Raw genomic sequence first — 12,698 nt, 5'->3', positions numbered from 1 at the left:
TCTCTATCGGAGGCAGACTGACATCTTAATGCTCATGTCCATGGCCATGGCCATGCGGACCGTGGGCATGGCCGTGTGCCAGTTCTTCGGCAGTAGCCGGACGCACATCGGTTACTTCGCATTCAAATCGAACCGACTGTCCTGCCAAAGGATGATTGCCGTCCACCACGACCTTATCTTCGGCAATGTCAGTCACTGTATATATCCGGACATTGTCCGACTCTTCCTCGCCCCCTTCGAACTTCATGCCCACCACGACATCCTCGGGAAAGCGGCTGCGTGCCTCGACCCGCACGAGATCGCTGTCATATTCGCCAAAGGCATCCTCCGGTTCCATCACGACCAGGCAACGGTGCCCTGCTTCTTTGTGATTCAACTCCTCTTCCACCTTCGGAAACATTTCATCATTGTAACCACCGTGGAGGTAGCTTACAGGAAAATTGGATTTCTCCAGAATTTCACCAGTTGAATCAGACAAAATATAATTGAGCGATACCACGGTGCCTTTTTCAATTCGCATATCGTTGAGCCTGCAGGTTAGGTTATCAGGAATTTCCTCAGGAAATGATAAAAATGCTACGAGCCCATGCTCTCCAGGACTCGATGCCTTCATGGAGAATCATTCATTATTGCATTCGCAATCCTGAAATGGAATACGGCTTTTTTGTGAGCCGGGCCAGGTCAACCGAAACGGGGACGGTCAAGTGGTGTCAGTCGACCTGACAGAAGCCTGATTCAGGGCAGGATTTATTCATGATTTCGGGTCTTTTTCATTTGCCATGAGTTCCCTTACCGGCGCAAAGCTGCGACGGTGCACAACGGAGACGCCGTGAATTTTCAGCGCCGCAAGATGCTGCTCCGTGGAATATCCTTTATGCTGATCGAAGCCATAAGGGGGAAAACGCCGGTGTAAGGCCCTCATCTCGGCATCACGAGCGGTCTTGGCAAGAATCGAGGCAGCGGAAATTTCCGGCACCAGGCTGTCGCCCCTCACGATGGTAGTCACGGGAAACTTCAAGCGGGGACTGTGGTTTCCATCCACCAATACCCGCGCTGGCGTCACCTGCAATTTTCCGATCGCACGTTTCATCGCCAGCAGGCTTGCTTGCAGTATATTCAGCCGGTCGATTTCCCCGACGGATGCGGACCCGATAGCCCAGGCAATCGAATGCGCCTTTATGGCAAGGGTCAGGCTGTTGCGCTTTCCCTCGGTAAGCGTTTTCGAATCTGCCAGACCCTCTATAGGAGAAGCGGGATCGAGTATCACACAGGCAGCAAACACCGGTCCTGCCAGCGGCCCCCTGCCTGCCTCATCCACACCGCAGACCCAATGGTATTCATCGCTGCACATGGGTTGACTCGCGCACTCTTCCGGAAGTATTTCAGGTTTCTTTTGGCCTGACGGTACACATCAGTTCGGCCTCGGCAGCAACGCGGCCGTCCACTTCCGCCCGTGCCGCATATTTCCAGATTCCGATCCTCTCCTTCAGAACTGTAGCCTTGAGTATCAACTGATCGCCCGGTTCCACCGGCCGCTTGAAACGCGCCTTATCGATACCGACGAAATAATAGATAGAATTCTCGTCGGCTTCCACATTGGCTGTCTTGAGCGTCAGAAGAGCAGCCGCCTGCGCCAGCGCTTCGATCACCAATACCCCGGGCATGACGGGATGATGAGGAAAGTGTCCTGTAAAAAAAGGTTCGTTGATCGTTACATTCTTGAGTGCGGTGAGACTCTTTCCCGGTTCGAAAGCGAGAACGCGATCGACGAGGAGCAAAGGGTAACGGTGAGGAAGGTACTTCAGAATTTCATGGATATCCATTAGCGCGATGTTTTCCCGGATTCTTGATAAGAAGTGAATAAAGGATGATCAGAGGGCTTGCCCGTTGCACCTGCCCGACGAGCTACTTGTCGGCCAGCGCTTTGAGTACCTTGTCAGTAATATCAATTCGTGAGCTTCGATAGACGAGATCGCGCAGGGGCAATATGAGGTCGTATTTCTCGGTCTCGGCAATGATTTGAATGGCCTTGGTGGCGGTCAACTGAAGCGCCGCAACCTCATCGTTCTGGCGCAGGCTCAGATCTTCGCGCATCTGCCGTTGCCCGCGCTGGTATTCCCGGTTAAGCGCAGCCAGGTCGCGCTCCTTGCTGCGGCGCTCCGCTTCCGGCATGCGCTTTCCTTCTTTTTCCAGCAAATCCTGAAGCTCCTTCGCCTGTATTGCGAGTTTCTTGAGGTCCTGGTCCCGCGGGAGGAATTCCCTTTCGATTTTTCTAAGCGCTCTGACGGCGGGCGCAGATTCAGCCAGAACGCGTTCCGTGTCGACAACACCGATCTTGATATCTTCTGCCAGCGCACTTGCGGTTCCGTAGATAGATGCGACGAGAATGCACGTTATCGCGATTAAAGTTCGTCCCAGTATCTTGTGTTTCAATTTTATCTCCGAATCTAGAATTGTTGCCCAAACTGAAACTGAAAACGCTGTATGTTGTCGCCGGGCTGACTGTTCAAGGGCTGGGCCACGCTGATTTTGAGCGGTCCCATAGGGGATATCCAGGTAACAGCGACACCGGCAGAATAACGCAAGCCCTCCTGCTCCGGTCTTACCCCGCCAGGTCCCCAGACCGTGCCGCCATCCAGAAACGCGCTCAGGCGTACCGTGCGGTCATTCCTCATGCCGGGCATCGGAAACAGGATCTCGATATTACCTACCGCACGTTTGTTGCCTCCCAGGGTTCTGTTGGTTGCGTCCCGGGGACCAAGCGAACTGATGTTGTAACCCCGTACGGAGGTATTGCCGCCCGCGAAGAAATTCTTGAAAAAGGGAAGCTCTTTACCGGAATAGCCCTCCCCATATCCGAGTTCTCCATTCAACATCAGCGTAAATATCTCGGTGATGGGGAAATACCAGCGAAGGTCATAACTCAATTTGTAATAAGTGAGGTCTCCTCCCGGCAGGCCCACCTCGGCGAACACCCGCTGCGTGGTTCCCGAAGTTGTCCAGATTGCACTGTCACGGCCATCCCGTCTCCAGCTGAGCGTTGCAGGTATGTTGATCGTGGTCCGCCCGAATTTGTTCACGAAATCGATATTACGCTGCGGGCTGTCAGCCCCAAGATCGATCGTGGTTTGTTCCGCCCCCAGCCCCCCCATGATACTGTCATTTTCATTGATGGGAATGCCGAAACGCAGACCTGCGCCCAGGGTGTCGGTATTGAAGTTCATCACGGAGGACAGGGTACGCGTGTTGAGCACTCGCTTATAGAGATCGAGTCCTGCCGTGACACCATCCTTGGTGAAATAGGGGTCGGTATAGGACAATGAATAGGTCTTGTTGACGCTACCGGTATTCACCATGAGATTGACGAACTTGCCGGTACCGAATATATTGTCCTGCGCAACAGACCCGCTCAGTATCAGCCCCTCCATGTTGGAATAGCCGGCACCGAACATCACGGCGCCCGTCGGCTTTTCCTTGACTTCCACATTCACATCGATCTGGTCCGTGGTACCGGGAACCGCCGGGGTTTCAACATTGACGGCGGTAAAGTAATTCAATCTGTCGACCCGCGTCTTGGAGCGATTTATCTTGCTGGTTGAATACCAGCCCCCTTCGAACTGTCGCATTTCCCGCCGTATCACTTCATCCCGGGTTCGGGAGTTGCCGGTAATATTGATGCGTCTGACATAGACGCGACGGCCGGGATCGATAAAAAAGGTGAACGCCACCTGCTGCTTTTCCTTGTCCAGCTGGGGAGAGGCGTTGACATTGGCGAATGCATAGCCGTCGTCGCCGAGCCGATCGGTGATGAGTTTGATGGACTCCGTCAGTTTCTCGCGGGAAAACGTATCTCCCGCCGAGAGTTGTATGAGCTTGCGCAGTTCCTCTTCCGGAACCAGCAGTTCACCGGCGAGCTTGATTTCGGAAACATCATATTTAGGACCCTCAAGGATATTTACCGTAATGTAAATATCCTGCATGTCGGGTGTGATCGATACCTGCGTCGATTCTATGCTGAATTCGAGGTAACCGCGATTCAGGTAATAGGAACGGAGCGATTCGAGGTCGCCGCCGAGCTTCTGCTTGGAATACTGGTCTTCCTTGGTGAGCCAGGTCAAAAGGCCAGGGGTCCGCAGCGAGAATGCGCCCAGCAGATCCTTTTCCTTGAAAGCTTTATTTCCGACGATATTGATCTTGCGAATCTTGGCGGTCCTGCCTTCGTCCACATGGAAGGTAATGCCCACCCGGTTTCGTTCAAGCGGAGTTGTGGTCGTGGTGATTTTCACGGCATATTTGCCGCGTGCCATATATTGCTGCTTGAGTTCCTGTTCGGCCTTTTCCAGCGTCGAGCGATCGAAAATACGGGATTCCGCCAGCCCTGCCTGTTTCAGCCCCTCCTTGAGCTTGTCTTTCTCAAACTCCTTGGCGCCGACAATATTGATCTGAGCAATCGCCGGCCGTTCCTCTATCACTACGATCAGGACACCGTTCTCGGATTCGAGTCGCACATCCTTGAAAAAACCGGTGGCATACAGTGCCTTGATCGCCGCCGCAGCCTTTTCATCGTCGAGCACCTCCCCGACCTTCACCGGCAGGTAACTGAACACGGTTCCGGCCTCGGTACGCTGTATGCCTTCCACCCGGATGTCCTTCACTTCGAAGGGCTCACGTGCCCACGAAACCGAAGCGCACAAGGCAGAAACAAGCGCGACCAGATACCTGACTTTCATGCTTTAACCGGGGATGAGGCGGTTTATGTCGTTATAAATGGCAAAAGCCATCAGGGCAAACAAAAGTGCCATCCCCACCTGCTGACCGATTTCCATCGCTTTCGCGGAGAGCGGACTGCCCTTGACGATTTCGATGACATAATACATTAAATGCCCTCCATCCAGTACGGGAATGGGCAGCAGGTTCAATACCCCCAAACTGACACTGATCAGGGCGAGAAAACCCAGATAAGGCGAAAGACCCATCTGGGCAGATTTTCCTGCATAATCGGCAATAGTGATGGGGCCACTTACATTCTTCCAGGACACTTCACCTGCCAGCATTTTTCCGAACATTTGCAAAGTGAACTTCGAAGTTTCCCAGGTTTTGTTTATCGCCTTGACAAAAGCGGTGCCCAGGGGGTAGCGCACCTCGATCAACAGCTTTTCGATCTCATCGGAATCAATCCGCGGCGCAATTCCAATTTTCCCGATTTTTTCTCCATTCTCTGTGACGCTGTCCGGAATAACCTCCTTGTCGATCACGGCCCCGTCACGCCGGATTTCCAGCATGAGCGATGATCCCGGCCGGTCTCGCACCTGTTGCACCAGGTCTTGCCACAGGGAAACTTTCCGCCCGTTTACTGCCAGGACCTCATCGCCTGGCAGCAAGCCCGCGCGGCTTCCGGCACTATCGGGTATAACCTGAGAAATGACAGGCTTAACCTCGGGCTGATAAGTGCTGAGGCCGATTTTCTTCAAAAACTCCGCATCCAGATCATCCGCCTGGATGCTGCTCAAATCCAGCGTCCGCAGCCCGGCCTGCCCATGGATGTCAGTCACCTCCACGGCAAGTGAAGGAGGTCGTTCCACGGCATGGGACAATAGCAGCCAGCGCGCATCCTGCCAGGTTTCCACCGGTTCACCCTCGATTCGCCTCAGAGTGTCGCCCTTCTCGAAGCCGGCAAATGCCGCCGGGGTTGCGGGAGCAACAGGTCCGAGAACAGGCTTCATCGCATTGATGCCCAGCATGAACAGCAGCCAGTAAAGGACGATTGCCAGCAGAAAATTCGCGACCGGCCCCGCTGCAACAATAGCAAACCGCTGCGAAACCGGCTTGCGGTTGAATGAGCGTTGAAACTCCTCCGGTGCAACCGTTCCTTCACGTTCATCGAGCATCTTCACATAGCCGCCCAGAGGAAAGGCTGCGATAACCCATTCGGTCTGGTCTTTTCCCACCTGCTTCCGCATCAGCGGGCGACCAAAGCCGATGGAGAAACGCAGCACTTTTACTCCACACCAACGAGCGATGAGGTAATGACCGAATTCGTGAAACACGATCAGCAGGCCGAGGGCGACGACGAAAGCGGCAAGGGTGAAAAGGAATGTCATGCTTCTGCAGGTCTGCGTTCCGGCAGACTCTCTGATACGGGGAAGTAAAGGAAGTCTTCCATCTTCGCATGGATGAAATGGAAGTCGCAATTAGGACTGATGGAGCCTGCGCAATCGGCGGAACGGGTAAAGCTGACCCCGCAAACGGATCCGACGCACTGCGGACTCACATCTGCCACAGCGCCTGGATAAGCACTGCCGGAACCAGCCGAATATTCGGGTCCCCCGGATGAATGAGAAGCTTTCCTCAGAGGGAGTGGATAAACCGTTGTCCGGCCTGCCGGAAAGGCCAATGATTGGGACACGTTACGCCAGGCACGTCAGCCATTCTCGGGCCGCTTCGCGCGCCACGCCGTCTGCCGCCAGCACATCATCCAGAGTCGCAATGTCCCTGCGGTCAATTGTCTGCATGACATCCTCGATCATGGCGGGAATGGCTGTGAATGGCATTAGGCATTTGAGAAAGGAATCCACCGCCACTTCATTGACAGCGTTCAGCACAGCCGGGGCGCTTCCCCCGCTTGCCAGCGCCTGATATGCCAGTCGCAGGCAGGGAAAGCGTTCAAAATCGGGGGCTTCGAAATCCAGCCGGGCGATCTTGAACATATCCAGAGGGTTGACTCCAGTCTCCATCCGTTCAGGGAAACCAAGTGCATGGGCAATGGGAGTACGCATATCAGGATTCCCCAGTTGTGCCAATACCGAGCCATCCACATATTCCACCATGGAATGAATGATGCTCTGCGGGTGAATGACGACCTCTATTTGCTCGGGCGGCGCTTCGAACAGCCAGTGCGCTTCGATCACTTCGAGCCCCTTGTTCATCATGGTAGCGGAATCGACAGAAATCTTCTGCCCCATTACCCAATTGGGATGAGCACACGCCTGCCCGGGTGTTACATTTTCCAGTGCGGCCAGCGGCATCTGGCGAAACGGCCCACCTGATGCGGTCAGCAGAATGCGGCGCACCCCCACTGCGCGCAGATCGCCGCTGAAGTGCTGCGGCAGGGACTGGAAAATGGCATTGTGTTCGCTATCGATCGGGAGCAGGGTGGCGTGATTTTCCTTGACCACGTCCGTGAATATGCGCCCCGCCATCACCATTGTTTCCTTGTTGGCAAGCAATACCCGCTTGCCGGTCGCAGCCGCTGCAAATGTGGGACGTATCCCGGCCGCGCCCACGATCGCTGCCATCACGGTATCCACATCCGGCAGAGAAGCGACCTTTTCCAGCGAATCCACACCCCAAAGCACTTCAGTGGCAAGGCCTGCTCCACGAATTTCCACCCGCAGCCGTTCCGCGCTGGCCTCATCGAGTAGCACCGCATAGCGCGGCTCGAAGCGCCGGCATTGTTCCAGAATTTTCTGGACACTCTTGTTCGCGGTAAGGGCCACGACGCGAAAACGGTCGGGGTGACGCGCCACTACGTCCAGCGTGCTTACGCCGATGCTTCCTGTGGAACCCAGAATGGTGAGATGACGAACAGCGATCATGATCAGGTATGTAGCAGGAGAAGTGCCAAAGCCGCAATCGGCAGGGTTGAAGTCAGTGCATCGATCCTGTCAAGTATACCACCGTGGCCCGGCAAAATAGCGCCGCTGTCCTTGAGCCCGGCGTGACGCTTCATCAGCGATTCAAATAAATCGCCCACGATTCCCAGCGCGGCAAGAAGCAGCAGCAGCGGGATCAATACCGTGGCGGGAATCGCGTCCTCGCCGTAACTCCAGATAAGCGCGTAAAGCAGTACCGCAACAAGCGCTCCAGCCACACCCTCCCAGGTTTTACCGGGACTGATGCTCGGCGCAAGTTTGTTTTTTCCCCAAGTGCGCCCGGAAAAATACGCTGCCGTATCGGATAGCCAGATGGCGCTCATGAACCCGAGCAGGAGGAGCGGATCGATTGCGCGCAGCTGGTATAACGCAAGACAAGTCGGCAGCAGCACCAGCCAGCCGATAAACGCGAGCAGGACGGGACTCCCGACAGGACGCTTTGATTTCAGGAAAATCGTCGCGCCGAAGATCCAGAATATCAGCGATGCAACGTAAACCCCCACGAATGAGGGCGTATAGGGATCAACAGCAACTGCGTCGCTCAATACAAACAGGAGCTCGCCTGCCAGCAGTACCGTTAATAAAAGATAAGCGATGGTATGGTTGAGAGAGAACCTGGCAAGCCGGGTCCATTCCAGGGAGCCGGCGGTTGTCAGCGCAAGCAGTAACGCCATCCAGAAGATGGGAGATAGATAGAACAACGCCGCCAGAAAGGCGGATAACATAATGACGGCGGTAAGAATCCGTGCCCGGAGCATAGTTGAGACGGTCAGTAAAAAGCACGGATCCGGAACGTGTGGAAGCTATGCCGTCGCTTTCTCGGCGACTTCTCTCCCCCCACGCAAGGATGATGCCGCCTGAAGCTGCTCGCTGGTTCGTCCAAATCGGCGCTCGCGTTGCTGATAAGACTGGATGGCGAGATCCAGGGCGCGCGTATCAAAATCCGGCCATAACGTGTCGGTAAAATAGAGCTCGGTGTATGCCAGTTGCCAGAGAAGGAAGTTGCTGATGCGCTTTTCGCCTCCGGTACGAATGAATAGATCGGGTTCCGGCGCATGGTTGAGGGCAAAATACTGCATCAGGTCTTTTTCATCGAAAGTCGTCGCCAAATGAGGACATTCGGTAAGCATTTTTCGAACAGCTTGCATGATATCCCACCGTCCGCCGTAATTAGCCGCAATAGTCAGCGTAAACCGTTCATTGGCAGCCGTGAGCGCCTCGCCGTTGCGTATGAACTCGACGATCTTCGGTTCGAATCTCGATAGATCCCCGATTACCTTGAAGCGGATACCGTTCTCATGCAGCTTGGACACCTCCTGCTCCAGGACGCTTATGAACAACTGCATCAGGAACGCGACTTCTTCAGGTGGCCTGCGCCAGTTTTCGCTGCTGAAGGCAAATAATGTCAGGTATTCGACACCCCGCTCCATGCAGGACCGGATTGCGGAGCGCACTGTCTCCACCCCACGCTTGTGGCCTGCCATGCGCGGCATGAACCGGTTTTTTGCCCAACGTCCATTGCCATCCATGATGATGGCGACGTGCCGCGGTACTTCGCCAGTTTCAGGTATTTCCCGGGTCGAACTGATGATGGCTGGCATGGAGAATACGGTTGAGATGCAAAATTGAAATCGAAGGTGTTTTTATTTCAGGTGCGGTACTCCGGAACAAGCAAGCGAAGACACCTGCTTTCACTTCCCGCAATATTACTCCATTTATACGGCCATCAACTCGGCTTCTTTGACCTGGAGGAGCTTGTCTATTTCCGCGATATAGCGATCGGTAAGTTTCTGGATATCATCCTGCCCCCGGCGTTCTTCATCCTCGGCAATCTTTTTTTCCTTGAGCAGGTCCTTCAGATGCGCATTTGCGTCCCGGCGAATGTTTCGCATTGCCACGCGCGCCGCTTCCCCCTCATGCTTTACCACCTTGGTGAGATCGCGCCTCCGTTCCTCGGTGAGCGGCGGCATGGGTACGCGGATCAATTCACCTACGGTCGCGGGATTCAACCCCAGGTCTGAATTGCGGATAGCTTTTTCTATCGCCCCCAGCATCTTTTTTTCCCATGGCGCTACGGTAATGGTGCGGGCATCCGCAAGGTTGATGTTTGCCACCTGGTTGATTGCTGTCGGATTCCCGTAATAATCCACGGTGACGTGATCCAGCAGACCCGTATGGGCGCGCCCGGTTCGTATCTTGCCCAGATCCAGTTTCAATGCTTCCAGGCTTTTCTGCATTTTCTGCTCGGCGGATTTTTTTATCTCGGCAATCATGATAGTTAGAAATGACGTAAATGATTATAGCCCAAGGCCATCCTGATTTCGGCACCCCTGCCGCAGCATGATGCCGACAATTCAAGCTGTGGTGCTCTATAAGTCCGGCCAGATAGTCAGTAGTCAGGGTAGCCAGAAAGCACTCAGACCTCTACCAACGTACCCTCTTCTTCACCCATGACTACCCGTTTCAACGCTCCCGCCTTGAAGATACTGAAGACTTTGAGCGGAAGCTTCTGGTCGCGGCACAACGTCAGCGCCGTCGCGTCCATTACCTTGAGATTCTCGGCAATAGCTGTATCGAACGACAGCCTCTGGTAGCGTTCTGCGTCCGGGTTTACCTTGGGATCAGTGGTATATACGCCATCGACCTTGGTGGCCTTGAGCACGATATCCACGTTCATCTCCATTCCCCGCAGAGCCGCCGCTGTATCAGTCGTAAAAAATGGATTACCGGTGCCGGCGGCAAAAATGACCACCTTGCCTGCCTCCAGGTAGCGTATTGCCTTGCCCCGGATATACGGTTCCACCACCTGATCGATGCGCAGGGCGGATTGCACCCTGCTCACCAGGCCCGCCCGGCGCATCGCATCCTGCAACGCTAGCGCATTCATGACGGTAGCCAGCATTCCCATATAGTCCGCGGTCGCTCGGTCCATGCCTTCCGCGGAGGAGGTCATCCCCCGGAAAATGTTGCCACCGCCTATCACTACCGCAACCTCGACACCCATCTGATTCACTTCGGCTATCTCGGCCACGATTCGCTCGATTACATCCCGGTTGATGCCATAACTATCGTCACCCATGAGAGCTTCGCCCGAGAGCTTCAGCAGGATGCGCTTATAAGCGGGTAAGGTCATGAGCAATCCGGCCGGGCTAAGAAGCTTTTTCCTGGTTGGCCTGACCCACTTGCGCCATGACTTCGGCAGCAAAATCGCCAGATTTCTTTTCTATCCCTTCCCCAACGATATACAAAGTAAAACCGTTGACCTGGGCGGATTTTTCTGCGAGCAGCTGTTTCACCGTCTGATCCGGATTTTTGACGAACGACTGCCCCAGAAGCGTTATCTCGGCGAGATATTTGGCAATACGGCCATCGACCATGCGCGCAACGATATCGGCCGGCTTCCCGCTCTCCGCTGCCTGGGCGGTATATATCTGGCGTTCACGCTCCAGCAGCTCCGGAGAGACCTGTTCGCTTGACACGCACACCGGCTTGCTGGCGGCGATATGCATCGCGAGGTCCTTGCCCAGGACCTGATCGCCACCCGTATAATCGATCATGACTCCTATTTTTGCCCCGTGCAGATAGGATGCAAGACGATCCTGCGAACCGGCCACCTGATAGTGCGCAAAACGGCGTATGCTGATATTCTCGCCCAGCCTCATTACGAGGGCTTTCCGGAACTCCTCTACACTTTCACCGTTTGCCAACCTGGCATTTGCGAGCGCTTCGTTGTCCGCTATGCTTTCCGTTGTCAGCAATTCTGCAAGACTGTGCGCAAAGCGGATGAAGTCCTCGTTCCTTGCGACAAAATCGGTTTCGCAGTTGACTTCCACCAGCGCACCGCTCCTGCCGTCACGTGCGATATGAGCCGCCACCATCCCTTCCGCTGCAGTCCGTCCGGCTGCCTTGCTCGCCTTGGCACCACTCTTGATCCGCAGAAGGTCTTCCGCGGCTTTCATGTCTCCGTCGGTTTCAGTCAAGGCCTTCTTACACTCCATCATGCCGAGACCCGTCATCTCGCGCAATTCCTTCACCATTTGTGCGGTGATTTCCGCCATATTCGCTCCAGATAATTTTCAAAAAAGAAGCGCTGGATGTGTGCGCCTCCGGCACGGATTCACGTGCCCCACTCCGACGAAATTTATCCCTTATCCCTGTTCGCCGGCTACTGCCTCATCCACTTCCTCGAAATCGCCCTGTACACCCTGTACAATTTCCTGGATGGCCTGATTTCGGCCTTCCAGAATGGCGTCCGCGACACCGCGAGCATAAAGGCGAATTGCCTGGCTGGAATCGTCGTTTCCGGGAATGACATAATCCACACCGGCCGGACTATGGTTACTGTCCACAATACCGACGATAGGGATACCGAGCTTCCTGGCCTCGGTTATCGCCCCTTTCTGATAGCCGACATCGATAACGAACATGGCATCCGGCAGACTCTTCATGTCCTTGATGCCTCCCAGACTGCGATTGAGTTTCTCCAGTTCGCGCTGCAGATCCAATGCTTCTTTCTTGGAAAGCTTGTCAAGCGTTCCATCCTCCATCATCGTTTCCATATCATGGAGTCTTTTAACGGATTGCTTGATCGTCTTGAAGTTGGTGAGCATTCCACCGAGCCAGCGTTGGTCGACAAAGGGCGACCCGCAGCGCATCGCTTCCTCGCGCACGATGTCCCGTGCCTGCCGCTTGGTTCCGACAAATAAAATCGTGCCCTTGTTGGCCGCCAACTGACGCACGTAATTCATCGCTTCCTGGTACATTACCAGGGTTTTTTCCAGATTGATGATGTGTATCTTGTTGCGATGGCCAAAAATATAGGGTGCCATCCTGGGACTCCAGAAGCGGGTCTGATGTCCGAAATGGACTCCTGCCTCCAGCATTTGCCGCATCGTTACTGACATAAAATTTCCTCTTTTAAGGGTTGAGCCTCCATCCGCCATAGTTGCTCCCCTTCTATGCAGAGCACCCTTTTCGAAACAGGCAGATGTGTGAATTTGAACCGACAACCGACGTTTAACTTGGCCGTCCCATCTGGATGCAGTA

At 54.6% G+C, this 12,698-nt stretch carries 13 protein-coding genes; all 13 read right to left on the bottom strand.

Translation table 11 applies throughout. The features are described 5' to 3' along the window. Positions 1-25 precede the first annotated feature (25 nt). Positions 26-520: an FKBP-type peptidyl-prolyl cis-trans isomerase gene (locus C8R21_RS05570; RefSeq protein ID WP_074972653.1), complete on the bottom strand. Its 495-nt coding sequence runs from the start codon at positions 518-520 to the stop codon at positions 26-28. 231 nt (positions 521-751) lie between these two features. Continuing rightward, a complete protein-coding gene (rnhB, locus tag C8R21_RS05565; protein ID WP_107761811.1) occupies positions 752-1,351 on the bottom strand; it encodes a ribonuclease HII in 600 nt (199 codons plus the stop codon). Positions 1,352-1,382: 31 nt separating this feature from the next. Beyond that, positions 1,383-1,823: a 3-hydroxyacyl-ACP dehydratase FabZ gene (gene fabZ / locus C8R21_RS05560; RefSeq protein ID WP_107761810.1), complete on the bottom strand. Its 441-nt coding sequence runs from the start codon at positions 1,821-1,823 to the stop codon at positions 1,383-1,385. An 82-nt stretch (positions 1,824-1,905) separates the two neighbouring features. Continuing rightward, on the bottom strand, positions 1,906-2,433 hold the full coding sequence (locus tag C8R21_RS05555; RefSeq protein ID WP_107761809.1) for an OmpH family outer membrane protein: 528 nt from the start codon (positions 2,431-2,433) through the stop codon (positions 1,906-1,908). A gap of 14 nt (positions 2,434-2,447) precedes the next feature. Next, positions 2,448-4,730: an outer membrane protein assembly factor BamA gene (gene bamA / locus C8R21_RS05550; protein WP_107761808.1), complete on the bottom strand. Its 2,283-nt coding sequence runs from the start codon at positions 4,728-4,730 to the stop codon at positions 2,448-2,450. A 3-nt stretch (positions 4,731-4,733) separates the two neighbouring features. Continuing rightward, the gene (gene rseP, locus C8R21_RS05545; RefSeq protein ID WP_107761807.1) at positions 4,734-6,101 is read right to left on the bottom strand and encodes an RIP metalloprotease RseP; all 1,368 of its coding nucleotides are present in this window, start codon (positions 6,099-6,101) and stop codon (positions 4,734-4,736) included. A gap of 306 nt (positions 6,102-6,407) precedes the next feature. Next, positions 6,408-7,595 (bottom strand): 1-deoxy-D-xylulose-5-phosphate reductoisomerase, encoded by a 1,188-nt coding sequence (gene ispC, locus C8R21_RS05540; protein ID WP_107761806.1) that lies wholly within the window; start codon positions 7,593-7,595, stop codon positions 6,408-6,410. 2 nt (positions 7,596-7,597) lie between these two features. After that, the gene (locus tag C8R21_RS05535) at positions 7,598-8,410 is read right to left on the bottom strand and encodes a phosphatidate cytidylyltransferase (protein ID WP_107761805.1); all 813 of its coding nucleotides are present in this window, start codon (positions 8,408-8,410) and stop codon (positions 7,598-7,600) included. A 45-nt stretch (positions 8,411-8,455) separates the two neighbouring features. Further along, positions 8,456-9,253: a polyprenyl diphosphate synthase gene (gene uppS / locus C8R21_RS05530; RefSeq protein WP_107761804.1), complete on the bottom strand. Its 798-nt coding sequence runs from the start codon at positions 9,251-9,253 to the stop codon at positions 8,456-8,458. A gap of 114 nt (positions 9,254-9,367) precedes the next feature. Beyond that, entirely contained in the window at positions 9,368-9,925 is a 558-nt protein-coding gene (frr, locus tag C8R21_RS05525) for a ribosome recycling factor (protein ID WP_107761803.1), read from the bottom strand. A 143-nt stretch (positions 9,926-10,068) separates the two neighbouring features. Continuing rightward, positions 10,069-10,785 carry a UMP kinase gene (pyrH, locus tag C8R21_RS05520; RefSeq protein ID WP_074972155.1) on the bottom strand — a complete coding sequence of 239 codons (717 nt, stop codon included), beginning with the start codon at positions 10,783-10,785 and terminating at the stop codon, positions 10,069-10,071. A 16-nt stretch (positions 10,786-10,801) separates the two neighbouring features. Then, a complete protein-coding gene (gene tsf, locus C8R21_RS05515; protein ID WP_107761802.1) occupies positions 10,802-11,710 on the bottom strand; it encodes a translation elongation factor Ts in 909 nt (302 codons plus the stop codon). A 90-nt stretch (positions 11,711-11,800) separates the two neighbouring features. Next, positions 11,801-12,556, bottom strand: coding sequence for a 30S ribosomal protein S2 (gene rpsB / locus C8R21_RS05510; RefSeq protein ID WP_107761852.1), 756 nt, complete (start codon positions 12,554-12,556; stop codon positions 11,801-11,803). Between the last annotated feature and the right edge of the window lie 142 nt (positions 12,557-12,698).

This window comes from Nitrosospira multiformis (genome assembly GCF_003050865.1).
Classification (GTDB): domain Bacteria; phylum Pseudomonadota; class Gammaproteobacteria; order Burkholderiales; family Nitrosomonadaceae; genus Nitrosospira; species Nitrosospira multiformis_E.
This window is presented reverse-complemented; position numbering and strand designations above follow the sequence as displayed.